Origin of the sequence: Enterobacter sp. BNK-13, from assembly GCF_048685015.1 — a bacterium.
Taxonomy (GTDB): Bacteria; Pseudomonadota; Gammaproteobacteria; order Enterobacterales; family Enterobacteriaceae; genus Enterobacter; species Enterobacter quasiroggenkampii.
Genome location: NZ_JBLQTP010000001.1, coordinates 2,846,430 through 2,873,289 on the forward strand (window position 1 = coordinate 2,846,430; position 26,860 = coordinate 2,873,289).

General features: G+C 56.1%; 22 protein-coding genes. 13 read left to right on the forward strand and 9 right to left on the reverse strand.

What is annotated here, in order from left to right; translation table 11 throughout:
* Nucleotides 1-43 precede the first annotated feature (43 nt).
* From cirA to yieE, 3 genes are all read right to left on the reverse strand, one after another.
* The gene (cirA, locus tag ACMGGQ_RS13815) at nt 44-2,014 is read right to left on the reverse strand and encodes a catecholate siderophore receptor CirA (RefSeq protein ID WP_048224122.1); all 1,971 of its coding nucleotides are present in this window, start codon (nt 2,012-2,014) and stop codon (nt 44-46) included.
* Nucleotides 2,015-2,238: 224 nt separating this feature from the next.
* Nucleotides 2,239-3,708: an amino acid permease gene (locus ACMGGQ_RS13820; RefSeq protein WP_008500931.1), complete on the reverse strand. Its 1,470-nt coding sequence runs from the start codon at nt 3,706-3,708 to the stop codon at nt 2,239-2,241.
* 158 nt (nt 3,709-3,866) lie between these two features.
* Nucleotides 3,867-4,733 (reverse strand): DNA-binding transcriptional regulator YeiE, encoded by an 867-nt coding sequence (gene yieE / locus ACMGGQ_RS13825; RefSeq protein ID WP_045908684.1) that lies wholly within the window; start codon nt 4,731-4,733, stop codon nt 3,867-3,869.
* Nucleotides 4,734-4,830: 97 nt separating this feature from the next.
* Here yieE and ACMGGQ_RS13830 point away from each other — a divergent pair, with 97 nt between their 5' ends.
* Together ACMGGQ_RS13830 and nfo are read left to right on the forward strand one after the other, a co-directional pair.
* Nucleotides 4,831-5,877, forward strand: a complete 1,047-nt coding sequence (locus ACMGGQ_RS13830; RefSeq protein WP_023294037.1) for a YeiH family protein — start codon at nt 4,831-4,833, stop codon at nt 5,875-5,877.
* Nucleotides 5,878-5,941: 64 nt separating this feature from the next.
* Nucleotides 5,942-6,799: a deoxyribonuclease IV gene (gene nfo, locus ACMGGQ_RS13835; protein ID WP_023294038.1), complete on the forward strand. Its 858-nt coding sequence runs from the start codon at nt 5,942-5,944 to the stop codon at nt 6,797-6,799.
* A 47-nt stretch (nt 6,800-6,846) separates the two neighbouring features.
* Here the strand turns inward: nfo and fruA are convergent, their stop codons facing one another.
* Genes fruA through fruB form a run of 3 tightly spaced genes read right to left on the reverse strand, consistent with a single transcriptional unit; the run spans nt 6,847 to nt 10,617 of the window.
* Nucleotides 6,847-8,532, reverse strand: coding sequence for a PTS fructose transporter subunit IIBC (gene fruA / locus ACMGGQ_RS13840; RefSeq protein WP_063622106.1), 1,686 nt, complete (start codon nt 8,530-8,532; stop codon nt 6,847-6,849).
* Between the two features lie 16 nt (nt 8,533-8,548).
* The gene (gene fruK / locus ACMGGQ_RS13845; protein ID WP_008500936.1) at nt 8,549-9,487 is read right to left on the reverse strand and encodes a 1-phosphofructokinase; all 939 of its coding nucleotides are present in this window, start codon (nt 9,485-9,487) and stop codon (nt 8,549-8,551) included.
* On the reverse strand, nt 9,487-10,617 hold the full coding sequence (gene fruB, locus ACMGGQ_RS13850) for a fused PTS fructose transporter subunit IIA/HPr protein (RefSeq protein ID WP_420290179.1): 1,131 nt from the start codon (nt 10,615-10,617) through the stop codon (nt 9,487-9,489). The genes fruK and fruB overlap by 1 nt, the downstream gene beginning before the upstream one ends.
* Before the next feature lie 361 nt (nt 10,618-10,978).
* Here fruB and setB point away from each other — a divergent pair, with 361 nt between their 5' ends.
* Nucleotides 10,979-12,160 (forward strand): sugar efflux transporter SetB, encoded by a 1,182-nt coding sequence (gene setB, locus ACMGGQ_RS13855; RefSeq protein ID WP_395299447.1) that lies wholly within the window; start codon nt 10,979-10,981, stop codon nt 12,158-12,160.
* Here the strand turns inward: setB and ACMGGQ_RS13860 are convergent.
* Complete coding sequence (locus ACMGGQ_RS13860) at nt 12,157-12,411, reverse strand: YkgJ family cysteine cluster protein (protein WP_045908692.1); 255 nt, start codon at nt 12,409-12,411, stop codon at nt 12,157-12,159. The genes setB and ACMGGQ_RS13860 overlap by 4 nt on opposite strands.
* A gap of 164 nt (nt 12,412-12,575) precedes the next feature.
* Between ACMGGQ_RS13860 and yeiP the strand changes: the two genes are divergently transcribed.
* Nucleotides 12,576-13,148, forward strand: a complete 573-nt coding sequence (gene yeiP, locus ACMGGQ_RS13865; protein WP_008500940.1) for an elongation factor P-like protein YeiP — start codon at nt 12,576-12,578, stop codon at nt 13,146-13,148.
* Nucleotides 13,149-13,265: 117 nt separating this feature from the next.
* Here the strand turns inward: yeiP and uxuA are convergent, their stop codons facing one another.
* Nucleotides 13,266-14,456 carry a mannonate dehydratase gene (uxuA, locus tag ACMGGQ_RS13870; protein WP_420290180.1) on the reverse strand — a complete coding sequence of 397 codons (1,191 nt, stop codon included), beginning with the start codon at nt 14,454-14,456 and terminating at the stop codon, nt 13,266-13,268.
* 205 nt (nt 14,457-14,661) lie between these two features.
* On the opposite strand from uxuA, the gene ACMGGQ_RS13875 reads away from it, so the two are divergent.
* The 9 genes from ACMGGQ_RS13875 (at nt 14,662) to yejF (ending at nt 26,253) form a co-directional block, all read left to right on the forward strand.
* Nucleotides 14,662-16,128 carry a mannitol dehydrogenase family protein gene (locus tag ACMGGQ_RS13875; RefSeq protein WP_420290181.1) on the forward strand — a complete coding sequence of 489 codons (1,467 nt, stop codon included), beginning with the start codon at nt 14,662-14,664 and terminating at the stop codon, nt 16,126-16,128.
* A gap of 122 nt (nt 16,129-16,250) precedes the next feature.
* Nucleotides 16,251-17,237 carry a CobW family GTP-binding protein gene (locus ACMGGQ_RS13880; protein ID WP_420290182.1) on the forward strand — a complete coding sequence of 329 codons (987 nt, stop codon included), beginning with the start codon at nt 16,251-16,253 and terminating at the stop codon, nt 17,235-17,237.
* 33 nt (nt 17,238-17,270) lie between these two features.
* Nucleotides 17,271-17,972, forward strand: a complete 702-nt coding sequence (locus tag ACMGGQ_RS13885) for a phosphatase PAP2 family protein (protein WP_164712107.1) — start codon at nt 17,271-17,273, stop codon at nt 17,970-17,972.
* A gap of 427 nt (nt 17,973-18,399) precedes the next feature.
* Entirely contained in the window at nt 18,400-18,969 is a 570-nt protein-coding gene (gene mepS, locus ACMGGQ_RS13890; protein WP_008500946.1) for a bifunctional murein DD-endopeptidase/murein LD-carboxypeptidase, read from the forward strand.
* 127 nt (nt 18,970-19,096) lie between these two features.
* Nucleotides 19,097-20,653 (forward strand): cyclic di-GMP phosphodiesterase, encoded by a 1,557-nt coding sequence (locus ACMGGQ_RS13895; protein WP_045334347.1) that lies wholly within the window; start codon nt 19,097-19,099, stop codon nt 20,651-20,653.
* Between the two features lie 74 nt (nt 20,654-20,727).
* On the forward strand, nt 20,728-22,533 hold the full coding sequence (locus ACMGGQ_RS13900; RefSeq protein WP_262805022.1) for an extracellular solute-binding protein: 1,806 nt from the start codon (nt 20,728-20,730) through the stop codon (nt 22,531-22,533).
* Nucleotides 22,534-22,542: 9 nt separating this feature from the next.
* Nucleotides 22,543-23,637: a microcin C ABC transporter permease YejB gene (locus ACMGGQ_RS13905; RefSeq protein ID WP_008500949.1), complete on the forward strand. Its 1,095-nt coding sequence runs from the start codon at nt 22,543-22,545 to the stop codon at nt 23,635-23,637.
* Nucleotides 23,637-24,662 carry an ABC transporter permease gene (locus ACMGGQ_RS13910; protein ID WP_048224178.1) on the forward strand — a complete coding sequence of 342 codons (1,026 nt, stop codon included), beginning with the start codon at nt 23,637-23,639 and terminating at the stop codon, nt 24,660-24,662. Before ACMGGQ_RS13905 ends, ACMGGQ_RS13910 begins: the two co-directional genes overlap by 1 nt.
* 1 nt (nt 24,663) lies before the next feature.
* Nucleotides 24,664-26,253, forward strand: coding sequence for a microcin C ABC transporter ATP-binding protein YejF (yejF, locus tag ACMGGQ_RS13915; protein ID WP_420290183.1), 1,590 nt, complete (start codon nt 24,664-24,666; stop codon nt 26,251-26,253).
* A 3-nt stretch (nt 26,254-26,256) separates the two neighbouring features.
* Here yejF and ACMGGQ_RS13920 read toward each other — a convergent pair whose 3' ends face one another.
* Nucleotides 26,257-26,601, reverse strand: coding sequence for a YejG family protein (locus tag ACMGGQ_RS13920; RefSeq protein ID WP_008500952.1), 345 nt, complete (start codon nt 26,599-26,601; stop codon nt 26,257-26,259).
* Nucleotides 26,602-26,860: the final 259 nt, after the last annotated feature.

Consider the following 26,860-nt stretch of genomic DNA (forward strand, 5'->3'; position numbering starts at 1 on the left):
TGTAGGCCCGGTAAGCGAAGCGCCACCGGGCATAAAGGTTACATCAGAACTTATAATCCACACCGACAAAGTAGCGACGGCCATCTTCCGTGTAGCTGTAATCGTCGCGGCTCAGATCTTTGTCCAGCAGGTTCTGCACGCCCGCACGCAGCTTCACGCTTTTCGTCGCCTGCCACGCGGCGCCGGTATTCCAGATAACATAACCACCCGGCGTTGGGTCGCTGCTGGTCAGCGCGCGTTTCTCACCGGTGTAGTTGCCCTGAACATAGAACGACCAGTCCTGCGTCGCCTTCCAGTCAACGGTCCCGTTGGCAGTGTGGAACGGCAGATCGGACAACGGCTTGTTGCCGCCGTTGCTGATATCACGACCGTCGTTGTAGGTGTAGTTCAGCGTCACTTTCCAGTCGTCCGCCAATGGGAATTTCAGCTCGGTTTCCACCCCGCGGATGCGCGCCTTGTTGACGTTGTAGTAGCGGAATATCGGTTCACCGTCCGCATTCAGGCCAACGTAGTTAGGGTAGCTCTGCGCCTGCTTCGCATTGGCCGTACGGCTGATGCTGATGCGGTCATCGACGTTATTCTGGAAGGTGGTCACGCTGGCCTGCACGCCCTCTAACCAGCCCTCTTCCCCACTGTAGTACAGACCGAACTCGAAGCTCTCGCTGGTTTCCGGCTTCAGATCCGGGTTACCGACAATCTCACAGGCACCGCGGCACGAGCCGGTGACCCAGTCCGGGCTCAGCTGCAGCAGCGACGGCGCTTTAAACGCGGTCGCCCAGCCCCCTTTCACCGTGACGGTATCGGTCGCGTTGTAGACCAGATAGGCGCGCGGGCTCCAGTGGTCGCCGTAGGTATCATGGTCATCCATACGGATGCCGGTGGTCAGCGCCAGAGGTTCAAAGATACGCCACTCGTCCTCCAGGAACAGGGCATACTGGCTTGTCGACGTACTGCTGCCGGAACCGCCCGTCAGGTTGACCGGATCCTTCAGCTTATCGTGACGCCATTCGCCGCCGAAGGTCATCAGCTGGTTGATGTCGCCCAGCGGCAGCACGTATTTCCCGTCCACCGCGTTGCTCTCGGAGGTGATCGTATTGCTGTTGCCCGGGTTTTTGTTATCCACCTTCTCGCCGTACACCTTCAGCTCGCTGTTGCCGACGCCCCAGCGGCCGTTGTGGCTGAGAGAGTAGTTCTGACGCTCAAGGCGGTTTTTGTCGAGGGAATCCGAGTCACGATCCTGACGGTCGAAACCGTAGCCCGCCGTAAAGTCATGATTTTCAGACGGCGTCCAGGCGAACTCCACATTCGCATCGCGGCTGGTGAAGCCTTCAATGCGCGGTGTTTCACCGCTCGCCGTGGTAGAGGACTTCTGCTGACCGTCTTTCTCACGCTTTGCGAGGCTACCGTAGGCTTTCAGCCCCAGCAGACCGTCCACCAGCGGACCGCTGGTATAGAATTGACCGTTGTAGGTGTCTCCACGGTCGCGATGTTCCTGAATTGTGGAATCGGCGCTCAGAGTACCCGTCCATTTCTGGCCGATTTTTTTGGTGATAATGTTTACCACGCCGCCCAGCGCATCGGAGCCGTAAAGAGAAGACATCGGCCCACGCACCACTTCAATTCGTTCGATGGCGTCAACCGGCACCCAGTTGAGGTCGAAATCATTATGGCGGAACACCGCGTTACGGGAATTGACGCGCTTGCCGTCGATCAGGATCAGCGTGTAGCTGCTGTCCAGTCCGCGAATACTTACCCCTTTACGGTTGTCCCCTTCGCTCGTGAGCTGCACGCCCGGCACATCCCGTAACACATCTTTCAGGTTCTGAACGGGTTTGCGCTGCAAATCTTCCTGGGTGATGACGCTGATGCTTGCCGGTGCGTCTTTCAGGTTTTGCTCGGTCGCGGAGGCCGTAACAACCATTGTGTCGCCGGATTCCGCTGCGATGACAGGCAGGGCCAGGGACATTGCGGACGCGCAAAGTCCTCCCCTGACGAAGGGATTCAACCTAAACATTCCATATCTCCATGAGGTAAATACAACTCAATCAAATCATCATTGCTCACAGCGTCTTCCTGGCCGCCCACATCTCCGGTGGGTCGGTGACACGCTTATTTTTGATAACGATAAAGCAAACGATAATTATTATCAATTAAATTGTTAAGAAATATATCTTTGTTTCAGGGGGCGGGAATAAAAAAGCCCGCTCAAACGAGCGGGCTAATAGAGAGGAAGTGCGGTTATTGTTTAAATCGTTCCGGGAATTCCATTTCACTGTAGCGAACGAAGTGTGTTCCTTTCGTCAGCTTGTAACCAAACCAGATGACGAGGAACAGCGGAATGCCAATGTAGGTTGCCGTGACGGCGCCCCAGTCAATGGTGTCCGCCAGGAACGCTTCATAGTTCTGTCCCAGCGTAATGATCAGGCACAGAATGAAGGCGAAAATGGGACCCAGCGGGAAGAAGCCGGAGCGATACGGCAGCTGGTTAACGTCATAACCCTGTTTGACGTAGCCACGGCGGAAACGATAGTGGCTAATGGCAATCCCCAGCCAGGCAATAAAGCCCGTCATCCCGGAGGTGTTAAGCAGCCACAGGTACACCGTCTGGTTGCCAAACATAGAGGTCAGGAAGCACAGACCGGCGATCACCGTAGTGGCGTACAGCGCGTTACGCGGTACGCCGCCACGGGACAGCTTCGCGAAAATACGCGGTGCTTTACCGTCGCATGCCAGCGTGTAGAGCATACGGGTGGACGCGTACATCCCGGAGTTACCGGCTGACAGTACAGCGGTCAGGATAACGGCGTTCATCACTGCCGCGGCAGAAAGCAGACCGGCGTGCTGGAAGACCAGCGTGAACGGGCTAACGCTAATGTCTTTCACGTCATTACGCAGCAGGCTTGGATCGGTGTACGGAATGATCAGGCTGATAATCAGGATCGCGAACACATAGAACAGCAGGATACGCCAGAAGACCTGACGAACCGCGCGCGGAATATTCTTCTCCGGGTTTTCTGACTCACCGGCAGCAATACCAATCAGCTCGGTTCCCTGGAAGGAGAAGCCGACAATCATTGCCACGCCAATCATTGCCGACAGTCCACCGGCAAACGGCGCATCGCCTATTGTCCAGTTACTCCAGCCCGCAGGTTCTGCGCCTTTGAAAATACCAACGATCATCGCCACACCGACGACGATAAAGATGATGACGGTTGCCACTTTGATCAAAGAGAACCAGTATTCCGCTTCGCCGAAACCGCGCACGGAGATGTAGTTCAGCAGGAAGATGACGGCCAGGAACAGGGCGCTCCAGATCCAGCCCGGCGTATCCGGGAACCACCAGTTCATCACCAGCTGTGCGGCGACAAGGTCAACGGCGATGGTGACCGCCCAGTTGTACCAGTAGTTCCAGCCCAGCGCGAAGCCGAAGCCTTCTTCAACGTATTTTTGACCGTAGGTCGAGAACGAACCGGATACCGGCATGTACGCGGCCAGTTCGCCGAGACTGGTCATCAGGAAGTACACCATCAGGCCAATCAGGATATAAGAGAAAAGTGCCCCACCCGGGCCGGCTGCCGAAATCGTTGCGCCAGAGGCAACGAAAAGACCTGTACCGATTGAGCCGCCAATGGCGATCATCGTCAGGTGACGCGCCTTGAGTTCACGACGTAGCGTGGGCGCTTCTGTGGTTTTAATTTCTGAAACCATATGAAAATGCTGTCCATTTAATAAATGAGGCGCGATTGTAGCAGACGATCCGCGTTCCTTCCGGCAGAAATACTCAGTTATAAGAGAGCTTCATGACGCGGCCAGGATTATAAGTAAAGCATAATTTTTCCCTCTCCCCTTTGGGGTGAGGGACGCTGTCAGATTTCGCAATAGCGCAGAAAACGCTGCAGGGAGCTGGAAAGGTGTTTCTGACGATGATGAATGCACCACAGCGTGCGCACTAGCTTCGGCAGCGGGATGGGGATTTCAACCAGCGATCCGGTTTCAAGCTGTTCGGCAATAACGCGCCGGGAAAGACAGCTGATGCCCAGCCCGTGGCGCACGGCGTGCTTAATGGCCTCAGAGTTCCCAAGCTCCATCCCTAACTGGAAATGCGGCAGATGGGAAAGCAGCAGATAATCGACAATTTCACGCGTGCCGGAGCCCTGCTCGCGCAGGATCCACTGCGCCTGCGCCAGCCTCTCCAGCGTCACCTCTCCCTGCAATAACGACGAGGCCGGGGACGCAAACACCACCAGCTCGTCTTCCAGCCAGGGCTCGGCAATGATATCAACGTTATGGCAGGGTCCTTCGATGAGGCCGATATCCACGCGGAAATCGATCACTGCGTTGATGACGTCCTGGCTATTGCCCACGCTCATCTCCAGCGGCAGGCTCGGGAAATCCCGGCGGTAGCGGGCAATCACTTCCGGCAGAATGTAGTTCCCAATGGTGCTGCTGGCGTAGACGCGGATCGCGCCGTTGTCTTCGCGGAACAGCTGCTCGATTTCGATAGCCTGCTCCAGCAGCGCCAGCGCGCGCGGATAAAGAAGACGACCGTGCTCGTTGACCACCAGACGCTTCCCTACCCTGTCAAAAAGCTGAACGCCCAGCTGTCCTTCTAGATCGGTCAACGCCGCGCTGACCGCAGACTGTGAGAGCGCCAGCATTTGTGACGCCTGGGTCGTCGAGCCGCTTTTCAGCACCTCGGCAAAGACTTCCAGCTGACGCAGAGTAATGTGCATGGTTGCTTACCACTTATATAGATTGATTATAAGTATATAATCAATTTTATTTTTAAGCCAGAGCGCCGTAACCTTTAGCCAGACAAAGGAGAAGGTTATGTCAGAAATCACCTTACAACATCATCGTACAGTGTGGCACTTCGTGCCGGGTCTTGCGCTCAGCGCTGCAGTCACCGCCGTAGCGCTATGGGGCGGCAGCATCCCGGCCATCGCAGGCGCAGGTTTCAGCGCGCTGACGCTCGCCATTTTGCTCGGCATGGTCGTGGGTAACACCGTTTACCCGCATATCTGGAAATCCTGCGACGGCGGCGTAATCTTTGCCAAGCAGCATCTGCTGCGTCTTGGGATCATTCTTTACGGCTTCCGTCTTACCTTTTCGCAGATTGCGGATGTGGGTGCGAGCGGGATCGCCATCGACGTTCTGACCCTGACCAGCACCTTTTTACTGGCCTGTTTTATCGGCCAGAAAGTGTTTGGCCTGGACAGGCAAACCAGCTGGCTGATCGGTGCCGGGAGCAGTATCTGTGGCGCAGCGGCGGTGCTGGCCACGGAACCCGTCGTGAAGGCCGAAGCCAGCAAGGTAACGGTGGCGGTAGCGACGGTGGTGATCTTCGGTACGCTGGCGATTTTCCTCTACCCGGCCATGTATCCGCTGGTTGCCCACTGGTTCAGCCCGGAAACCTACGGCATCTATATCGGTTCGACCATGCACGAAGTGGCCCAGGTGGTCGCAGCAGGACACGCCATTAACCCGGACGCCGAAAACGCAGCGGTGATTGCCAAAATGCTGCGCGTGATGATGCTGGCCCCGTTCCTGATTTTCCTGGCCGCACGGGTTAAACAACTGGCTCCGGCGGGCGGCAGTGAGAAAAGTAAAATCACCATTCCGTGGTTTGCGATCCTGTTCATCGTGGTCGCTATCTTTAACTCCTTCCATCTGCTGCCGAAAGCGGTGGTGGATATGCTGGTGACGCTGGATACCGTACTGCTGGCAATGGCCATGGCGGCCCTGGGGGTGACCACGCACGTCAGCGCGCTGAAAAAAGCCGGTGCGAAACCGCTGCTGATGGCGCTGGTACTCTTCATCTGGCTGATTGTTGGCGGCGGCGCGATTAACCTCGCGGTCCACAGCCTGATGGCATAAACCACTACATCCTTCTCCTGTTAACCCGCTATCATAAGCATTTCGGGTTAACAGGAGTCCCTTTATGAAATATGTTGGAGCGCACGTCAGCGCTGCAGGTGGCCTTGCGAATGCCGCCATTCGTGCCGCCGAAATTGAGGCGACTGCTTTCGCCCTGTTCACCAAAAATCAGCGCCAGTGGCGCGCCGCACCGCTCACCGCTGAGGTGATTGATGATTTCAAAGCCGCCTGTGAGAAATACCGCTACGGGCCCGGCCAGATCCTCCCCCACGACAGCTACCTGATCAACCTCGGTCACCCGGTTGAAGAGGCGCTGGAAAAATCCCGCGAGGCGTTTCTTGATGAAGTGCAGCGCTGCGAACAGCTGGGGCTGACGCTGCTGAACTTCCATCCGGGTAGCCATCTGATGCAGATCGACGAAGATGCCTGCCTGGCGCGCATTGCCGAGTCCATCAACATCACGCTGGACAAGACCAAAGGCGTCACCGCGGTGATTGAGAATACCGCTGGTCAGGGCAGCAACCTCGGCTTTAAGTTCGAACATCTGGCAGCGATTATCGACGGCGTGGAGGATAAATCCCGCGTGGGCGTGTGCATTGATACCTGCCACGCGTTTGCCGCCGGTTATGACCTGCGCACCACCGAGGCAACGAAAAACACGTTTGATGAGTTCGAGCGCATTGTGGGTTTTAAGTACCTGCGCGGAATGCACTTAAACGATGCGAAAAGCGCCTTTGGTAGCCGCGTTGACCGCCACCACAGCCTGGGCGAAGGCAACATTGGCCACGATGCGTTTCGCTTTATTATGCAGGACGCCCGCTTCGACGGTATTCCGATGGTGCTGGAAACCATTAATCCGGACATCTGGGCAGAAGAGATTGCCTGGCTAAAGGCTCAGCAAACCGCTGAACAGGCGGCATAAAAAAAGCCGGGTGCGTAATGCAACCCGGCTTTTTTGTTGTTTATCGCTTACGCTGCTTTTGCCACAACTTCCGCTTCCGGACGTTTAAGCACCGCGTAAGAGAGACCCGCCACTAGCGTACCGGCAACAATCGCCAGCAGGTAGCCCAGTACCGGGGTGATGGCGCCAGGGATCAGCAGCACGAACAGACCGCCGTGTGGTGCCATCAGCTTCGCACCGACAGCCATAGAGATCGCCCCCGTGACCGCACCGCCTACGATACAGCACGGCAGCACACGCATTGGGTCACGCGCCGCGAACGGAATCGCCCCTTCGGTGATGAAGCACAGACCCAGCACCAGCGCGGCTTTACCGCCTTCCTGCTGCGCTTTATCGAACTTACGACGGGCAATAATCGTCGCCAGACCGAGCGCCAGCGGAGGCACCATACCTGCCGCCATGATCGCCGCCATTGGCGCGTAGGTCTGGGTACTCAGCAGGCCCACACCAAAGGCGTACGCCGCTTTGTTCACCGGACCACCCATGTCGGTACACATCATGCCGCCGAGGATTGCACCCAGCAGAACCGCGTTCGCGGTACCCATGGTTTGCAGCCAGTGGGTCAGACCCGCCAGGATGCCCGCAACCGGCTTACCAATCAGGTAAATCATCGCCAGACCGACCACCAGGCTGGAAATCAGCGGGATGATCAGGATCGGCTTCAGCGCTTCCATACTCTGTGGCAGCTTCAGCTTCGAGCTAATCAGCTTCGCGACGTAACCGGCGAGGAAGCCCGCGATGATACCGCCGATAAAGCCGGAACCGGTGCTCACGGCCAACATGCCGCCGATAAGACCCGGCGTCAGGCCAGGACGGTCAGCAATGGAGAAGGCAATAAAGCCCGCCAGTACCGGGACCATCAGGGCGAAGGCTGAGCCGCCGCCGATCTGCATCAGCGCAGCCGCCAGCGTACCTTGTTCTTTAAACGCGGTGATACCAAACGCGAACGAGAGCGCGATACACAGACCGCCCGCGACCACCATCGGCAGCATGTAAGACACGCCGGTCAGCAGGTGGCGATAGGCGCCTGCGGACTCTTTCTTCCCTTCCGTCGCTGTCTGACGCGCGCCGGTTGCCTGATACGGCTTCGCTTCTACCAGCGCTTTATCAAACTCCTGCGCGGTCTTTTTCAGCGCCAGGCCGGTGGAGGTACGGTACATTGGCTTACCGGCAAATTTCGCCAGGTCCACTTCGATATCCGCCGCCACAATCACCAGATCGGCCTCAGCCACTTCTTCAGGGGTGATCGCGTTGCCGGCACCGACGGAGCCGCGTGTTTCCACTTTTACCCACCAGCCGCGTTTTTTCGCTTCGGTTTCAATGGCTTCAGCCGCCATAAAGGTGTGAGCCACCCCCGTCGGGCAGGCCGTCACCGCCACAATGCGTTTCGGGCCCGTGGCCGTAGCCGGTGCCGTCGCGACAGGCGCGCTGTACACAGACGCATGACCTTTCGCTTCGCTCAGGAACAGTTCCGGGTGTGCCACCGCGCGATTAATATCGCCCAGCCACACTTTTTTACCGTTCAGCGCACTGTCAGCCGGGATTTTGTCGCCCAGGACAATGGCCAGTTCTGCATCGCCTGGATTATCGATAATCTCCAGATGTGCTTTTTGTGCCGCCGCGCCCAGCAAGGTCTTCGCCATATAGGCGCGAGCCTGTCCGAGACCGGAGTCAATGATCAGCAGCGTTTTCATTATTCCTCTCCTGCTGTTAGTTAAAAGGTTTTAAGTCAACGCGCGCCATCATCGCGGCTAACTGGGTACGATCGGTAATACCGACATTGCTCTGACTGACGGCCAGGGCAGCAACGGCAGTGGCAAGACGTAAGGTATGTTCACTGGATTCCCGCATCAGCAGACCATAAATCAGGCCGCCAACCATGGAATCCCCTGCGCCAACGGTACTCACAACTTCCATTGACGGCGGTTTGGCGATCCATTCGCCAGACGCGTTAACCCACAACGCGCCTTCTGCACCAAGCGAGATCACCACGTGAGCGATACCCTGCTCGCGCAGCGCATGGGCAGCGTCAATCACATCTTTTAATTCTGGCAGCTTACGACCCGCCCAGATCTCCAGCTCGCGGCGATTCGGCTTCACCAGCCACGGTGAGGCTTTCAGGCCCGCAACCAGCGCGTCACGGCTGCTGTCAAAAATGATGCATGGGCACTGGCTGCGCAGGCGCGTCATCCAGTCGGTAAAGGCTTCCGGGCTCACGCCGGACGGCAGGCTGCCGCTGACGCAGACCATGTCAAACTGCCCCAGCCAGGTCAGCGAGTCGTTGACAAAGCGCTCCCAGTCTGACGGCGTCACTTCGAAGCCTGAGAAGTTCAGATCGGTTACTTCACCGTCTTTCTCCGTCAGCTTAACGTTGATACGGGTACGGCCCTGAACAACCTGAAAACGGTTGGCAATGCCCAGCTCGCTGAACAGCTGCTGGAAACCGTCCTGGTTGTCTTTACCGAGGAATCCGCCCACGGTGACATCAATACCGAGATCCTTGAGTACTTTCGCGACGTTGATCCCTTTGCCTGCAGCATGCAGGCCGGTGGTACGCACGAGGTTGACTTCGCCGCGCTCAATTTCCGGGCAAAAGCCTACCAGGTCATAAGCCGGGTTCAGCGTAATAGTCGCAACACGTCTGCTCATTATGCGCCCTCCCCCAGACCTGCCGCGATGGCATCGCCAATCGCTTTCAGTGCCTGTTCAGCATCGGCACCCTGCGCGGTGAAACGCAGACGGTGGCCTTTCTTCACGCCCAGCGCGACCACTTTCATCAGACTACGGCCGTTGGCCGGTTTGCCCGTGCCGTCAAGATTCGCCACGGTAATCTCACTCTCGAATTGTTTAATGGTGTTCACCAGCATGGTGCCCGGACGGGCATGCAGGCCGTGTTCGTTACGCACCACGAACTCCGCGGTTTGCACGTCATCCGTCAGCGCATCATCACTGGTCAGCAGTGCCAGCACGGTGGAAGCATCAGCGTTCAGCAGCTTTTCAGCTTTGTTGTTCAGCAGCAGGTCGCCCAGACGCTTCAGCACGGACACCGGCTGTTCATCAGCCATCGCCACGGTCACCAGCATGGCCGCGCGTTCGCCTTCTACGTCAAATGCCGTGGCCGCACGGCTCACGGCAATCGCACTGCGCAGGTTGCCTTCAGCACTGTCGTTCAGCCAGATGCCCTGACCCAAATTCAACGGCTTATCGTTAATCACGCGCGTCACAAAGGTGGCATCCGCCGCGCCGGCTTCTTTCAGGCGGCCCGCGTTCAGCGCCTGCAGCGTCACCAGATCGGAAGCAACTACATCCAGCGTCAGCGTTTCATTATCCAGTTTCAGCGCTTCACTCTGTTTTTCGCCCATCAGCAAGGCGCGCAGCTCTTCCGCGGTGGTGGCGGATTTAAGCTGTTCAGCCACCGCGTCATCGCTCAGGACATGCGTCAGCTGACGCAGCAGACCTAAGTGTTCGTCGCTGCTGGCCGCGATACCGATGGCCGCATAGGCTACCTGACCGTCTCCCCAGAGTACGCCCTGCGGGAACTGGTAAACCTTAACGCCGGTTTTCAACACCTGATCGCGGGTGTCGGTGGTGCCGTGCGGAATGGCGATCCCATTGCCGAGGAAGGTTGAGGTCTGCTGCTCGCGCGCCAGCATGCCGTTGACATAGCCGTCCGCGACGTTACCTGCCTGCACAAGCGCAGCGGCAACCTGGCGAATAGCCTCTTCTTTATCCCCGGCCTGAGCGCCCGGGTGGATATCCTGAACAGATAACTGGAACATGGTTCTCCACTCCTGCTGAACTTGAATCGTTTCAGCTTTAATGAGAAAAAATGCGCTAGCCTGCTCCGTTTGTTAAAACAAGATAGCGCTGAAACGTTTCAAAAAGTCTTGCGCTTTCTGCAATGCCTTGCAAGAAAACTCGTATTTCAGATTGCAGAATTTAGAGATACAGCACATTTCTTCTTCGTTCAGCTGAATTTTGCTGAAGTTCAGCAAGCCAGTTTCAGCTAAGGTCAGCCGATGTGGATACAAGATGAAATGCCATTTTGATTTTTCGTGGCATCATTGACCGCACCCACTGTTTATTTTTTAGCTGACGGCGTACACTCCGCCCCTCTCTGCTACTCGCTAATTATAAAACATGCATAACATCCCTGCGGCTGCCTCGCCGAAGCCCTTTGATTTGACCTCAGCGGCCTTCCTGATTGTTGCCTTCTTCACGGGCATTGCCGGTGCGTTACAGACGCCGACGCTGAGCTTATTTTTGACCAATGAGGTTCATGTTCGTCCGGCGCTGGTTGGCTTCTTTTTTACCGGAAGCGCCATCATCGGCATCCTGGTCAGTCAGTTCCTGGCGGGGCGATCCGACAGAAAAGGCGATCGTAAAAGCCTGATCGTTTTCTGCTGCCTGCTGGGGGTTTTGGCCTGCGTTCTGTTTGCATGGAACCGCAACTACTTCATTCTGCTTTTCGTCGGGGTATTCCTGAGCAGCTTTGGTTCGACGGCGAACCCACAGCTGTTCGCGCTTGCCCGCGAACACGCCGACCATACCGGACGTGAAGCGGTGATGTTCAGCTCTGTCCTGCGTGCACAGGTGTCGCTGGCGTGGGTGATTGGCCCGCCGCTGGCTTACGCGCTGGCGATGGGTTTTGGCTTTACGGTGATGTACCTGAGCGCGGCGGTCGCGTTTGTGGCGTGCGGCGCGCTGGTGTGGTTCTTCCTGCCGTCCATGCGCAAAGAGCCCAAAGTGGCAACGGGCGTGCTGGAAGCGCCGCGCCGTAACCGCCGCGATGCCCTGCTCCTGTTCGCGATCTGCACGCTGATGTGGGGCACCAATAGCCTCTATATCATCAATATGCCGCTGTTTATTATTAATGAACTGCACCTGTCGGAGAAGCTGGCGGGCATCATGATGGGCACCGCGGCCGGGCTTGAGATCCCGACCATGCTTATCGCAGGCTATTACGCAAAGCGCTTCGGGAAACGTTTTTTAATGCGCATCGCCGCCGTCGCCGGTCTGCTGTTCTATCTCGGCATGCTGACGGTACATACGCCTGAGCTATTGCTGGCGTTACAGCTGCTGAACGCCATCTATATTGGCATTCTCGCCGGGATAGGCATGCTCTATTTCCAGGATCTGATGCCGGGCCAGGCAGGCTCTGCCACCACCCTTTATACTAATACCACCCGCGTGGGCTGGATTATTGCCGGCTCAATGGCCGGTGTTGTGGCCGAAATCTGGAACTATCACACGGTGTTCTGGATTGCGCTGGTGATGTGTACGCTGACGATAGGCTGTCTGGCGAAGATTAAAGACGTTTAAGGTGCGGTGAGCGATTCAAGCTCAAGAAGGTACGTCATCGCCTGCTCGCGCGTGCTGCCACACATTTCGGCCGTGGGCTGAAGCCCGGAGCAGACCTTCGGACGCAGCGGTGAGCCAAAGATCATGCACAGGTTGGTTTCCGAGAGCTGAACGCAGCGGGTATTGGCAGGTTTGCCCTCGGGCATTCCTGGAATGGGGCTTGAAATGGACGGTGCAGTACAGCACGCGCCACAATCGGGACGGCAATCCATAAATGCTCTCTTTCGCTGGCGGATGCCCGTACAGTCGGGCATCGCGCGCACAGTAACACCTTTTGTGTATTGATAGCAAAAGCCACGAATTCCTCTTGCCTGAAAGGCCGCGCGCGAGTAATTTGGCGCGATATTTTTTACCTCCCGTAAACAGGATTACTGCAATGCCAAGAGCGAACGAAATTAAGAAAGGTATGGTACTGAATTACAACGGCAAACTGCTGATTGTGAAAGATATCGATATTCAGGCACCAAGCGCCCGTGGTGCAGCAACGCTGTACAAAATGCGTTTCGCCGATGTGCGTACCGGCCTGAAGGTGGAAGAGCGCTTTAAAGGTGACGATATCGTCGATACCGTCACCCTGACCCGTCGCTATGTTGATTTCTCCTATATCGACGGCAACGAATATGTGTTCATGGACAAAGAAGATTACACCCCGTATATCTTCACCAAAGATCAGATTGAAGAAGAGCTGCTGTTCATCCCGGAAGGCGGTATGCCAGACATGCAGGTTCTGACCTGGGACGGCGTGCTGTTGGCGCTGGAACTGCCTCAGACGGTCGATCTGGAAATCGTTGAAACGGCACCTGGCATCAAAGGCGCATCCGCAAGTGCCCGCAACAAACCGGCGACCCTGACGACCGGCCTGGTTGTGCAGGTACCGGAATACCTCTCTGCTGGCGAGAAGATCCGCATCCATATCGAAGAAAAACGCTATATGGGCCGCGCTGACTGATTGTGGCATTTGTCGGGTGGCGCTACGCTTACCCGACCTACGAAAAAACCGGCCCTGAAGCCGGTTTTTGTGTTTTTGTAGGCCGGATAAGGCGAAGCCGCCACCCGACAATTCCGGTTACAGCAGCTCCGGATACTTCGTCATCTTCAGCGCCAGCTCAACGCCGCGCACTTCTGCCATCCCTTTAAGACGGCCAATTGCCGAATAACCCGGGTTAGTTTTCTTACGCAGATCGTCCAGCATCTGGTGGCCGTGGTCAGGACGGAACGGAATAGGACGCACATCGCCAATCTGCTTGCGACGCGCCTCTTCCGCCAGAATGGCGTCTACCACCGCCACCATATTCACATCACCGCCCAGGTGCGCCGCCTCGTGGAAGGTTTTTGGGTTCTCTTCGCGGCAGGTCGCTCGCAGATGCGTGAAGTGGATACGATCGCCGAAGGTTTCAATCATCCGCACCAGGTCGTTATCCGCCCGCACACCATAGGAGCCGGTACACATGGTGAAGCCGTTATAGATGCTGTCGACCGTCTCTTTCAGCCACTGCATATCTTCAATCGTGGACACGATACGCGGCAGGCCGAGGATTGGACGCGGTGGATCGTCCGGATGTACGGCCAGGCGAACCCCTACCTCTTCCGCAACCGGCACGATAGCGCGCAGGAAATACGCCATGTTTTCACGCAGCTGCTGCTTATCAATATCGCCGTATTCCGCCAGGCGGGCGCGGAACTGATCCAGCGTATACCCTTCTTCAGCCCCCGGCAGGCCCGCAATAATATTACGGGTCAGCTTTTCGATATCTGCGTTACTGGCGGCGTTAAACCACGCGAGCGCCTGCTGCTGCTCTTCCGCGGTGTAATCCGCGTCGGCGCCAGGGCGTTTCAGAATGTGCAGTTCGAATGCCGCAAAGGCAATCTGATCGAAACGCAGCGCTTTCGACCCGTCCGGCATCTGATATTCAAGGTCGGTTCGCGTCCAGTCCAGGATAGGCATGAAGTTGTAGCAAACCGTATCAATGCCGCAGGCCGCAAGGTTACGGATGCTCTGCTGGTAGTTAGCAATCCAGGTCTGGTACTCCCCTGAATGGGTTTTGATATCTTCATGAACCGGAATGCTTTCTACCACAGACCAGGTTAATCCCTTCTCCGCCAGAAGCGCCTGACGCGTCTGTATTTCCTCTACCGGCCAGACCTGACCGTTAGGAATATGATGCAGCGCCGTGACGACACCCGTTGCGCCAGCCTGACGCACATCATCAAGAGAAACCGGATCGTTCGGCCCGTACCAACGCCAGGTTTGTTCCATTGCCTCACCCTCTTAAGTTGTTATACCAATATGTGCTACTGCAATGACGACTACCATACATGTTTGCCGTGAAGGGTCAATACACCGCCACACATTGATTGATCAAACTCACATAACGGGGATATTTACGGCTCACCAATTTTATTTGCTGTCATATAACTTTACACTGGCATTGTTAATTAATGGTTAATCAGGTGTGTATCTCATGAAGACAATTGCCTCCACCGCCCTTCCTGCCCGGGTTCAGCAACCTCGCTACGATCGCCAGTCATTACGCTCCCGCATCGTCCACTTTGGCTTTGGCGCGTTTCACCGTGCCCACCAGGCATTGTTAACAAACCGGGTGCTGAATGAAAAAGGCGGCGACTGGGGGATTTGTGAGATTAGCCTTTTCAGCGGCGATGTGCTGATGAGCCAGCTGCGCGCGCAGGATCATCTGTTCACCGTGCTGGAAAAAGGGGCTGAAGGAAATGAGGCCATTATCGTCGGTGCTGTCCATGAATGCCTGAACGCAAAGCTGGACTCTCTGCCCGCCATTATTGAGAAATTTTGCGAGCCTCAGGTTGCGATTGTCTCGCTCACCATCACGGAAAAAGGCTATTGCATCGATCCCGCGACCGGAAAACTCGATCTGAATAACCCCCGGATCGTCCACGACCTTGAAAACCCCGCTGAGCCACATTCTGCCCCTGGGATCCTGGTCGAAGCCCTCCACCGCCGCCGCGAGCGCGGCTTACCTGCGTTTACCGTGCTGTCCTGCGACAATATCCCTGACAACGGGCACGTGGTGAAAAACGCGGTGCTGGGCATGGCGCAAAAACGTTCCGCAGGGTTATCTGAATGGATTGATAGCCACGTGAGTTTCCCGGGGACGATGGTCGACAGGATTGTGCCCGCCGCGACGGAGGCCTCGCTGGCGGAAATCACCGACGCGCTCGGCGTGGAAGATCCGTGCGCCATCAGCTGCGAGCCGTTCATTCAGTGGGTCGTAGAAGATAATTTTGTCGCCGGGCGTCCCGAGTGGGAAGTGGCGGGTGTCCAGATGGTGCAGGATGTGCTGCCTTGGGAGCAGATGAAATTACGCATGCTCAACGGCAGCCACTCTTTCCTGGCGTATCTGGGGTACCTCGCGGGCTACGCTCATATAAATGAATGCATGGAGGACGCGGCGTTCCGCGAAGCCGCCCGTCGGCTGATGCTGGACGAGCAGGCCCCCACGTTGCGCATCAAGGATGTCGACCTCACGGCATACGCCGATAGCCTGATCGAACGCTTTGCCAACCCGGCCCTCCAGCATCGGACCTGGCAAATCGCGATGGACGGTAGCCAAAAGCTGCCCCAGAGAATGCTGGACGGGATCCGCGTTCATCTTGAGCGAAATACGCCGTGGTCGCTGCTGGCCCTGGGCGTGGCCGGCTGGATACGCTACGTCAGCGGTACCGACGAACGCGGAAACGCAATTGACGTTCGCGATCCCCTCAGCGATAAAATCCGCGCCATCGTCAATGCCAGCAGCGACGCCAGCCGCGTCCACGCGCTGCTGGGGCTGAGTGAGGTCTTCGGTCACGATCTTGCGCGTAATCACGTTTTTGTGGAGGCTGTCAGCCAGGCCTATGAACGCATTACCCGCCACGGCGCGCGTCAGGCTGTTATCGAAACGTTAAATCTTTAACGATTATTGCGCTTAATGCGAACGGATGAGGCCTCCGTTCGCCCTTCCCCTTCTCACGGGGCCCGTTTTTCGCCAGGATAGAGAACAGTGTTATAGCATCACAATTCTCATCCGGAGCGCACGTGACCAAAACCAACCTCATCACCGGTTTTCTCGGCAGCGGTAAAACCACCTCAATTCTCCACCTGCTGGCGAATAAAGATCCGGCCGAGAAGTGGGCCGTGCTGGTCAATGAATTTGGCGAGGTGGGCATTGACGGCGCGTTGCTGTCATCCAGCGGCGCAATGATTAAAGAGATCCCCGGCGGATGCATGTGCTGCGTCAATGGCCTGCCGATGCAGGTCGGGCTCAATACCCTGCTGCGTCATGGCAAACCTGATCGCCTGCTGATTGAACCCACCGGGCTGGGTCACCCGAAGCAGATCCTCGATCTACTGACCGCACCGGTTTACGAGCCGTGGATCGATCTGCGCGCCACCCTGTGCCTGCTCGATCCGCGTCTGCTTCTGGATGACAAGGCGGTGGCCAACGAAAACTTCCGCGATCAGCTCGCCTCGGCGGACGTTATCGTCGCCAACAAGGAAGATCGCGCCACGCCAGAAAGCCAGGCCGCGCTGGAGGCGTGGTGGCAGCATTTTGGCGGCAATCGCACGCGGGTGCAGGCCACCCAGGGGAATATTGATAGCGCCCTGCTTGACCTGCCTCGTCTGAACCTCACCGAGCTGCCCGCCAGCGCGGAGCATGCGCACAGTCACCCGGTTAAGCAGGGTCTGGCAGCCCTGAGTCTGCCGGAGCACCAGCGCTGGCGTCGTAATCTGAACAGCGGTCAGGGATATCAGGCCTGCGGATGGATTTTTGATGCTGAAACCGTTTTTGACACCATTGGGATCCTGGAGTGGGCCCGCCTTGCGCCCGTCGATCGCGTGAAAGGGATCATGCGCACGCCGGATGGACTGGTGCGAATCAACCGCCAGGGCGACGATTTCTTTATTGAAACGCAAAACGTGGCGCCGCCCGACAGCCGAATAGAGTTAATTAGTGCGGTTAACGCCGACTGGAATGCCCTCCAGTCCAGTCTGTTGAGGATTCGTTTAAGTTCGGGCGGCTAACGTTGCCCCAGTTTTCACTCTATGCAGAACGTTATGACAACTCGATTTCCCCTGATATTACTGCTTAATGTCGCCGGTCTGGCGCTTTTCTTCTCCTGGTATATCCCGGTGAATCATGGTTTCTGGTTCCCACTGGATTCTGCCCTCTTCCACTTCTTCAACCAGGAGCTGGTGAAGAGCAACGCGTTCCTGTGGCTGGTGGCCATCACCAACAACCGCGCCTTTGACGGCTTCTCGCTGCTGGCGATGGGCTGCCTGATGCTCTCTTTCTGGCTGAAAGAAGATAAAGCAGGACGCCGACGTATTCTGATTATCGGTCTGGTGATGCTGCTGTTTGCTGTCATCATTAACCAGCTGGCCACCGCGATTATTCCGGTTAAGCGTTCCAGCCCAACGCTCTTTTTCACCGATATTTATCGCGTCAGTGAGCTGCTGCATATTCCAACGAAAGATGCGTCGAAGGACAGTTTCCCTGGCGATCACGGCATGATGCTGCTTATTTTTTCCGCAATTATGCTTCGCTATTTCGGCAGAAAAGCGTTTGCCATAGCCCTGATTATTTTTGTGGTTTTTGCCTTCCCGCGCGTAATGATTGGCGCTCACTGGTTCACCGATATTGCCGTCGGTTCGCTCTCCGTTGCGCTGATTGCGCTGCCGTGGTGTTTGATGACCCCACTGAGCGACAGGATAATAGCGCTGTTCGATCGCTACCTTCCCGGTAAAGCGCAACAATAATTGAACAAATAACTAACCTAAATTAACGTGAGCTATCAGGGATCGACATGATCCCCGATAGCCTTCCCGCCACGATCTTTTCCCAGTGTCATATTCTTGTCATCACATTCATGATAAAAATGAAGCAATTGCGCGATAAAGCCTCGGATCTGACCGCATTTTAAGCAATTACGGATTTTTACTTTCTGTATCACATTTTCTTATAAAAAAAAGGCTTTTTTTACTCGCAATACCCCTGGCAATCGGTTAATCTCGAACTCGTTTTGCCCCATAGGGATAATTATTTCGATGGTGAATAATTTTGTGCGCTACGCCACAAATGTGACCAGAAAGAATTGTCTCAATGTGAACAGATAATTAGTCTCGTCACGTTTGGCATTTTTATAACGATATTTGTCGTTAAGGACTTCAAGGGATAATAAACAAAATGGTCAAATCTCAACCGTTTCTGAGATATATCTTACGGGGGATCCCGGCGATAGCAGTCGCGGTACTGTTATCTGCATGTAGTACATCGAACACCGCAAAGAATATGCATCCTGAGACGCGTGTTGTGGGAATGGAAGATTCCTCTTCACTGCAAGCCTCTCAGGATGAATTTGAAAATATGGTACGTAATCTGGACGTGAAGTCCCGCATTATGGACCAGTATGCTGACTGGAAAGGCGTGCGTTATCGTCTTGGCGGCAGCACGAAAACAGGTATTGATTGTTCCGGTTTTGTACAGCGTACGTTCCGCGAGCAATTTGGGTTAGATCTTCCGCGTTCGACCTATGAACAGCAGGAGATGGGCAAGTCGATTTCACGTACCAAACTGCGCACCGGTGATTTAGTTCTGTTCCGTGCAGGTTCGACAGGTCGACATGTGGGCATCTACATTGGTAATGACCAGTTTGTACATGCCTCCACCAGCAGCGGTGTGACCATTTCCAGCATGAACGAACCGTACTGGAAGAAGCGTTATAACGAAGCGCGCCGCGTACTGACCCGCAGTTAATATCGCTATTGTATCGTTGGTTATCCCTTGGCTGGCGATATGATGAAAAAAAGCACTGCTTCGGCAGTGTTTTTTTTTGCCCGTTACACTGAATACATCCAGCGGCTTTTCAGGAATCACGACGTCTATGCTTACCCGCTACTTCTCCAGTAATCGCAAGATACTGATCCTCAGTATTATCACTGGTCTCATTACCGCCCTGCTCCTGGGTTCCCTGCAATTTTCCTGGAGTTACCACAAGCGAGAAGTCAAATTCGACACCCTGGTGAATGATGTGAGCGCCTACATGGGGAGCTATTTCGACGATTTAAAAAAAGCGGTCAATGTTCTCCAGCCTCTCACGCTAAATACCTGCCACGACGTCAATCAGGAACTCACCTCACGCGCGGCCTTCAGCATTAACGTTCGCGCTTTCCTGCTGGTCAGGGACAAGATGGCATTCTGCTCTTCCGCGACAGGCCCGATGAATGTCCCGATGAAGACGCTGATACCTGAGCTTAACATCGATAAACAGATCGATATGGCCCTGCTTCCGGGTACCCCCATGCTGCCTGATGAACCTGCGATTGCGATCTGGTACCGCAACCCATTAGTAAAGGATGGCGGCGTGTTCACCTCAGTGAATATTAATCTGACGCCTTACCTGCTCTACACGGAGCGCCAGGACGAGTTCGCGGGTATCGCCATCATCATCGGCGATAACGCGCTGTCGACGCGGTCCAGCACCCTGGTTCATGCACACGAACTGCATGACATCCCGGTCCGCACGGCGACACTGAAAGACGTCCCCCTGACCATCAACCTGTATGCGGACGCATGGACAGGCGATGAAATCCTCTATGCGCTGTTTTTCGGCCTGGTATGCGGTATTTGTGCCGGATCGCTTAACTACTACATCCTCAGCATTCGGCTCAACCCGGGTAAAGAAATTTTAAGCGCCATCAAGCGCGGTCAGTTTTATGTGGTCTATCAACCCGTCGTCGATGCCAAATCGCTCAGGATGACCGGGCTTGAGGTCCTGATGCGCTGGAAACACCCGACAATGGGAGAAATTCCGCCGGACGCGTTTATTAATTTTGCCGAAGCGCAAAAGCTGATTGTCCCGCTGACGCTGCATCTCTTTGATCTTATCATTCACGACGCTCCCGTATTACAAACGCTGTTACCTCCGGGCGCCAAGGTGGGCATTAACATTGCGCCGGGGCATCTGCATGCGGAAAGCTTCAAGGACGATATGCGCACCTTCAAAGCGTTACTGCCGCCGGATTATTTCCAGATCGTGCTGGAAATTACCGAGCGCGATATGCTTAACCATCGGGAAGCCAACAGCCTCTTCGAATGGCTGCATAACGAAGGGTTTGAAATCGCCATTGATGATTTTGGAACCGGCCACAGCGCGCTGATTTATCTTGAGCATTTCACCATGGACTACCTCAAAATAGACCGTGGTTTTGTTAATGCGATCGGTACTGAGACCGTGACGTCGCCGGTGCTGGATGCCGTTCTGACGCTGGCAAGACGACTGAATATGTCGACCGTCGCCGAAGGGGTAGAGACGCCGGAACAGGCGGCCTGGCTACGCGAACACGGCGTAAACTTCCTGCAGGGATACTGGATTAGCCGTCCGATGCCGCTGGCGCAGTTCCGCGAATGGCGTCCTGATATTTCGCCCGAGGGCGATTAATTTCACATTGTCCGCGACGTCACTTATTATTCAGCTTAACCGAGCCGGTCTGTAAAAGAGGGAGCTGCCGCGAGATGCTTATGCGCTTTATGTTGCTGATGTTGGCATTCACGAGCCTGTCCAGCCAGGCGCAAGCCATCAAAGAAAATATCGCCTTCGCGGTCATTGGCGAGCCGAAATACGCGGTCAATTTTACGCACTTTGATTACGTCAACCCTGCCGCGCCGAAGGGCGGTAAGGTCACGCTTTCCGCCACGGGAACCTTCGACAACTTCAACCGCTACGCCCTACGCGGCGTGGCGGCCGCGCGGACGGAATCCCTTTACGATACGCTCTTTGTCACCTCCGATGACGAGCCCGGTAGCTATTATCCGCTGATTGCCGAGAACGTGCGCTACGCAGATAACTTCGCCTGGGCGGAAATCTCGCTGAACCCGCGAGCACGTTTTCACGACGGCACACCGGTTAAGGCCAGCGACGTCGCCTTCACCTTTCATAAATTCATGACCGAAGGCGTGCCCCAGTTCCGCATCGTGTATAAAGGCGCGTCAGTCAGAGCCATTGCGCCGCTCACCGTGCGCATCGAACTGAGCGAACCCAACAAAGAGAACATGCTGAGCCTGTTCTCGCTGCCGGTGATGCCGGAATCGTTCTGGAAAGATCATAAGCTGAGCGACCCGCTCTCAACGCCACCACTGGCTGGCGGCCCCTACCGCATCACCGACTGGCGCATGGGGCAATATGTCGTCTATTCCCGCGTCAAAGACTACTGGGCGGCCAATCTGCCGGTAAACCGCGGCCGCTGGAACTTCGACACCCTTCGCTATGATTACTACCTCGACGATAACGTGGCGTTTGAGGCGTTCAAAGCCGGGGCCTTCGATTTGCGCGTCGAGAGCAGCGCCAAAAACTGGGCGACCCGCTATATCGGCAAAAATTTTGCTAAAGGCTATATCGTCAAAGACGAGCACAAAAATGCGTCTGCGCAAGACACTCGCTGGCTGGCGTTTAATATTCAGCGTCCGGTATTTAGCGATCGCCGGGTGCGGGAAGCCATCTCCCTGGCCTTTGATTTTGAGTGGATGAACAAAGCGCTGTTTTACGGTGCCTACAGCCGCGCCAACAGCTATTTTCAGAATACCGAATACGCCGCGCGCGATTATCCGAAAGCCGACGAGCTGGTCCTGCTGGCGCCGCTGAAAGCGGAACTGCCACCGCAGGTTTTCACCACCGTGTTTCAGCCGCCCGCATCGAAGGGTGACGGTTACGACCGCGACAACCTGCTGAAGGCCAGCAAGCTGCTGGATGAGGCGGGCTGGCACCTGAAGAATCAAAAACGTGTGGATGCCAAAACGGGCAAGCCGCTCAGCTTTGAGCTGCTGCTCTCGTCCGGGGGCAACGATCAGTGGGTACTGCCGTTTAAGCACAACCTTGAGCGGCTGGGCGTGACCATGAACATTCGCCAGGTGGATAACGCGCAGATCACCAGCCGCATGCGCAGCCGTGATTACGACATGATGCAGCGCCTGTGGCCCGCCCAACCGTGGCCCAGCTCGGACCTGCAAATCTCCTGGGCCTCGAGCTACATCGACTCCTCGTACAACGCGCCGGGGGTTAAAAGCCCGGCGATTGATGCGCTGATTGCGAAAATCGTGGCGGCGCAGGGGGATAAAGAAAAGCTTCTGCCACTCGGGCGCGCCCTCGACAGGGTCTTAACCTGGAACTACTACATGTTGCCGATGTGGTATATGGGCGAAGATCGCCTTGCGCGCTGGGATAAGTTCTCCGTGCCTGCCGTGCGCCCTGTCTATTCCCTGGGCTTTGATACCTGGTGGTATGACGTTAACAAAGCCGCCAGACTTCCCGCTGAGCGGCGATAAGGAATCATCATGGGTGCTTATCTTCTCCGCCGTCTGCTGCTGGTCATCCCTACCCTGTGGGCCATCATCACGATTAACTTTTTTATCGTGCAAATCGCCCCCGGTGGGCCGGTCGATCAGGCCATTGCCGCCATTGAATTTGGCAACAGCGGCGGCATGCCCGGCGGCGGCGGTGAAGGGATGGGTGCCAGCCATGCGCGAACCGGCGTAGGGAATATCAGTGAAAGCCACTACCGCGGGGGACGCGGTCTGGATCCGGAAGTGATCGCCGAGATCACCCACCGCTACGGCTTTGACAAACCGATTCACGAGCGCTATTTCAAAATGCTCTGGGATTACATCCGCTTTGATTTTGGCGATAGCCTGTTTCGCAGTGCGTCAGTGCTGACGCTGATCAAGCAAAGCCTGCCGGTTTCGATCACGCTGGGGCTGTGGGGTACGCTTATCATCTATCTGGTCTCTATTCCGCTCGGGATCCGCAAAGCGGTGTACAACGGCAGCCGGTTCGATATCTGGAGCAGCACGTTCATTATTATCGGCTATGCCATCCCGGCGTTTCTGTTTGCCGTCCTGCTGATCGTCTTTTTTGCCGGGGGAAGCTATTTCGACCTTTTCCCGCTGCGAGGGCTCGTCTCCGCCGATTTCAGTTCCCTGCCCTGGTACCAGAAAATTACCGACTATCTCTGGCATATCACACTGCCGGTTCTGGCAACGGTCATTGGCGGGTTTGCGGCCCTCACCATGTTGACCAAAAACGCCTTTCTCGATGAAATTCGTAAACAGTACGTCGTCACGGCCCGCGCGAAGGGCGTGAGCGAGAAGCAGATCATGTGGAAACACGTGTTCCGCAACGCCATGCTGCTGGTGATCGCCGGGTTTCCGGCCACGTTCATCAGTATGTTTTTTACCGGCTCGCTGCTGATAGAGGTGATGTTCTCGCTCAACGGCCTGGGGCTGCTGGGCTATGAGGCCACCGTGTCGCGCGATTATCCGGTGATGTTTGGCACACTCTATATATTTACCCTGATTGGCCTGCTGCTGAATATCATCAGCGATATCAGCTATACGCTGGTCGATCCCCGAATCGATTTTGAGGGCCGATGATGCCGCGTTTAAGCCCCGTCAATCAGGCCCGCTGGGCCCGCTTTCGCCACAACCGCCGCGGCTACTGGTCGCTGTGGATTTTTGCCGTGCTGTTTGTCTTAAGCCTGTTTTCAGAACTGATCGCCAACGACAAACCGCTGCTGGTGCATTTTAACGATCGCTGGTACGTGCCGGTCATCGCCAATTACAGCGAAAGCGACTTTGGCGGCCCATTTGCGACACCGGCGGAGTATCAGGATCCGTGGCTTCGCCAGCAGATTGAGCAGCACGGCTGGGCGCTCTGGGCGCCGGTACGTTTTGGCGCAAACAGCATTAACTTCGCCACCACAAGCCCCTTCCCTTCCCCGCCCTCCGCGCAAAACTGGCTGGGAACGGATGCTAACGGCGGCGACGTGCTGGCACGCATCCTGTACGGTACGCGAATCTCGCTTCTCTTTGGACTGATGCTGACGCTCTTCTCAAGCGTGATGGGCGTCGTGGCGGGCGCCGTTCAGGGTTACTACGGCGGGAAGATTGACCTGTGGTGTCAGCGGATTATTGAAGTCTGGTCAGGCATGCCGACGCTGTTTCTGATCATCCTGCTTTCCAGCGTCGTACAGCCCAACTTCTGGTGGCTATTAGGCATCACCGTCCTGTTCGGCTGGATGGCGCTGGTCGGTGTGGTAAGGGCCGAGTTTCTGCGCACCCGTAATTTCGACTATATTCGCGCCGCGCAGGCGCTTGGCGTGAGCGATCGCGGGATCATTTTCCGCCATATGTTGCCCAACGCCGTGGTGGCAACGCTCACCTTCCTGCCGTTTATTCTGTGTAGCTCCATCACCACCCTCACCTCACTGGATTTTCTCGGTTTCGGGTTACCGTTGGGTTCCCCATCGCTTGGCGAACTGCTGCTGCAGGGCAAGAACAACCTGCAGGCGCCGTGGTTAGGCATCGCCGCCTTTCTTTCCGTGGCCGTGCTGCTGTCGCTGCTGATTTTTATTGGCGAAGCCGTGCGCGATGCCTTTGATCCGAACAAGGCGGTATAAGATGACCCAGCCCCTGCTCAGTATTGATAACCTGTCGATTGCCTTTTCAAAACAGGACGAGACGCGCACCGTGGTCAGCGACCTGACGCTGCAGATCCAGCGCGGTGAAACGCTGGCCCTGGTGGGTGAATCGGGTTCAGGCAAGAGCGTTTCGGCGCTCTCCATCCTGCGGCTGCTGCCTTCTCCGCCAGTGAGCTACCCGCAAGGGGATATTCTCTTTCACGGCCGTTCGCTGCTGCACGCCGACGAACAGACCCTGCGCGGCATTCGCGGCAACAAAATCGCGATGATTTTCCAGGAGCCGATGGTGTCGCTTAACCCGCTGCACAGCCTGGAAAAACAGCTCTATGAAGTGCTCTCCCTGCACCGTGGGATGCGCAAAGAGGCCGCGCGGGGAGAAATTCTGGATTGTCTTGAACGCACAGGCATACGCAATGCGGCCAAACGACTGAATGATTTTCCGCATCAGCTCTCCGGCGGCGAACGCCAGCGCGTGATGATCGCCATGGCCCTGCTCACGCGCCCTGAACTGCTGATAGCCGACGAGCCCACAACGGCGCTGGACGTGACGGTACAGGCGCAAATACTGACGCTGCTGCGGGAACTGCGTGACGAGCTGAACATGAGCCTGCTGTTTATCACGCACAACCTGAGCATTGTCAGAAAGCTGGCCGACAGCGTGGCGGTGATGCAGAACGGGCGCTGTGTTGAACAGAATACGGCGTCAACGCTGCTGAGCGCACCGCAGCACCCCTATACGCAGCGGTTGCTCGACAGCGAACCCTCCGGCGACCCGGTTCCTCTCGATGCGGACAGCACGCCGCTGCTGCGCGTTGAGGATCTGTCCGTCTCGTTCCCGATCCGCAAAGGTATTCTGCGCCGCATTGTCGATCGCAACCCGGTGCTGAAAAACCTCCGCTTCTCGCTGCGCCCGGGGGAATCCCTGGGGCTGGTGGGCGAATCCGGCTCGGGTAAAAGCACCACCGGTCTGGCGCTGCTGCGCTTAATTGCCTCCCAGGGCGAGATCCTGTTTGACGATATGCCGCTGCACCGCTGGAACCGCCGCCAGATGCTGCCCGTGCGGCCCCGCATGCAGGTGGTGTTTCAGGATCCCAACTCCTCGCTTAACCCACGGCTCAGCGTGCTACAGATTATCGAAGAGGGTCTGCGCGTCCATCAGCCCGGCCTGAGCGCGCAGCAGCGCGAGCAGGAGGTCATGCGGGTCATGGCCGAAGTGGGTCTCGATCCCGAGACGCGCCACCGCTACCCTGCGGAATTTTCCGGTGGGCAGCGCCAGCGTATCGCCATTGCCCGCGCGCTGATCCTGAAACCGGAGCTGATTATTCTGGATGAACCCACGTCGTCGCTGGACAGGACCGTTCAGGCGCAGATCCTGGCGCTGCTGAAAGGGTTACAGGAAAAGCACCGGCTGGCCTATATCTTTATCAGCCATGATTTACAGGTGGTGCGGGCGCTATGCCATCAGGTGATTGTGTTGCGTCAGGGAGAGGTGGTCGAGCAGGGTGATTGCCAGCGCGTATTTAGCGCGCCAACGCAGCGCTACACGCGCCAGCTGTTGTCGTCAGACTAGCGCTCAGAACGGGTACTGGCCGGAGAAAGGCTCGGCAATGGCAACGCCAAAATTTTTCAGACGGCAGGTGGCAGCAAACTCGTCCTGGCTTTTCACAAACAGGCACGGCTCACCTTCGCACTCCAGCACGGAGCTGTCCACTTCGATATCCGTCAGGGCCTGACTGAGACGCTCCATCACCCGCCATGCATTTTCATCGCTCGGGCTCAGCAGCTTGAGCGCCACCAGGCAGTTTTCACAGCCCGCGACGTTTTGCGGAATCGGTTCAACTTTCGAACCAGCAAAACCCGCCGACCAGCGATAGCTCTGGGGCAAGCGATGGACAATAGAAAGTTGTAATGTATTCACGTTCGTTCCCCGGAAGCAAAATTTACTTCACAATTTATTTACATTTATAGTAACACATCATCGTCAGCCTGCACTATTCAGCACTTTTTTATCGGTATTCAGGCTCGCGTCGGCGCTATATGTACCCGTTTCTGCGATCTAACTCAACCTTTTTGAATACAATGATGTGACTTTTTACACAAATAGATTTTACATAAAATAAACAAACACAGCATAAACGAACGGGGTTTGGTTGATATGCATCAACAAAAAAGGCCCT

Bases quoted from the DNA above. Each gene is read 5' to 3' on its own strand.
- nfo (WP_023294038.1), top strand. From the start codon at position 5,942: ATGAAATATGTTGGAGCGCACGTCAGCGCTGCAGGTGGCCTTGCGAAT.
- ACMGGQ_RS13900 (WP_262805022.1), top strand. From the start codon at position 20,728: ATGCTTATGCGCTTTATGTTGCTGATGTTGGCATTCACGAGCCTGTCC.
- setB (WP_395299447.1), top strand. From the start codon at position 10,979: ATGCATAACATCCCTGCGGCTGCCTCGCCGAAGCCCTTTGATTTGACC.
- fruA (WP_063622106.1), bottom strand. From the start codon at position 8,532: ATGAAAACGCTGCTGATCATTGACTCCGGTCTCGGACAGGCTCGCGCC.
- mepS (WP_008500946.1), top strand. From the start codon at position 18,400: ATGGTCAAATCTCAACCGTTTCTGAGATATATCTTACGGGGGATCCCG.
- ACMGGQ_RS13905 (WP_008500949.1), top strand. From the start codon at position 22,543: ATGGGTGCTTATCTTCTCCGCCGTCTGCTGCTGGTCATCCCTACCCTG.
- ACMGGQ_RS13895 (WP_045334347.1), top strand. From the start codon at position 19,097: ATGCTTACCCGCTACTTCTCCAGTAATCGCAAGATACTGATCCTCAGT.
- ACMGGQ_RS13910 (WP_048224178.1), top strand. From the start codon at position 23,637: ATGCCGCGTTTAAGCCCCGTCAATCAGGCCCGCTGGGCCCGCTTTCGC.
- fruB (WP_420290179.1), bottom strand. From the start codon at position 10,617: ATGTTCCAGTTATCTGTTCAGGATATCCACCCGGGCGCTCAGGCCGGG.
- ACMGGQ_RS13875 (WP_420290181.1), top strand. From the start codon at position 14,662: ATGAAGACAATTGCCTCCACCGCCCTTCCTGCCCGGGTTCAGCAACCT.
- cirA (WP_048224122.1), bottom strand. From the start codon at position 2,014: ATGTTTAGGTTGAATCCCTTCGTCAGGGGAGGACTTTGCGCGTCCGCA.
- ACMGGQ_RS13860 (WP_045908692.1), bottom strand. From the start codon at position 12,411: ATGGATTGCCGTCCCGATTGTGGCGCGTGCTGTACTGCACCGTCCATT.
- yieE (WP_045908684.1), bottom strand. From the start codon at position 4,733: ATGCACATTACTCTGCGTCAGCTGGAAGTCTTTGCCGAGGTGCTGAAA.
- ACMGGQ_RS13820 (WP_008500931.1), bottom strand. From the start codon at position 3,708: ATGGTTTCAGAAATTAAAACCACAGAAGCGCCCACGCTACGTCGTGAA.
- ACMGGQ_RS13830 (WP_023294037.1), top strand. From the start codon at position 4,831: ATGTCAGAAATCACCTTACAACATCATCGTACAGTGTGGCACTTCGTG.
- yejF (WP_420290183.1), top strand. From the start codon at position 24,664: ATGACCCAGCCCCTGCTCAGTATTGATAACCTGTCGATTGCCTTTTCA.
- yeiP (WP_008500940.1), top strand. From the start codon at position 12,576: ATGCCAAGAGCGAACGAAATTAAGAAAGGTATGGTACTGAATTACAAC.
- ACMGGQ_RS13885 (WP_164712107.1), top strand. From the start codon at position 17,271: ATGACAACTCGATTTCCCCTGATATTACTGCTTAATGTCGCCGGTCTG.
- fruK (WP_008500936.1), bottom strand. From the start codon at position 9,487: ATGAGCAGACGTGTTGCGACTATTACGCTGAACCCGGCTTATGACCTG.
- uxuA (WP_420290180.1), bottom strand. From the start codon at position 14,456: ATGGAACAAACCTGGCGTTGGTACGGGCCGAACGATCCGGTTTCTCTT.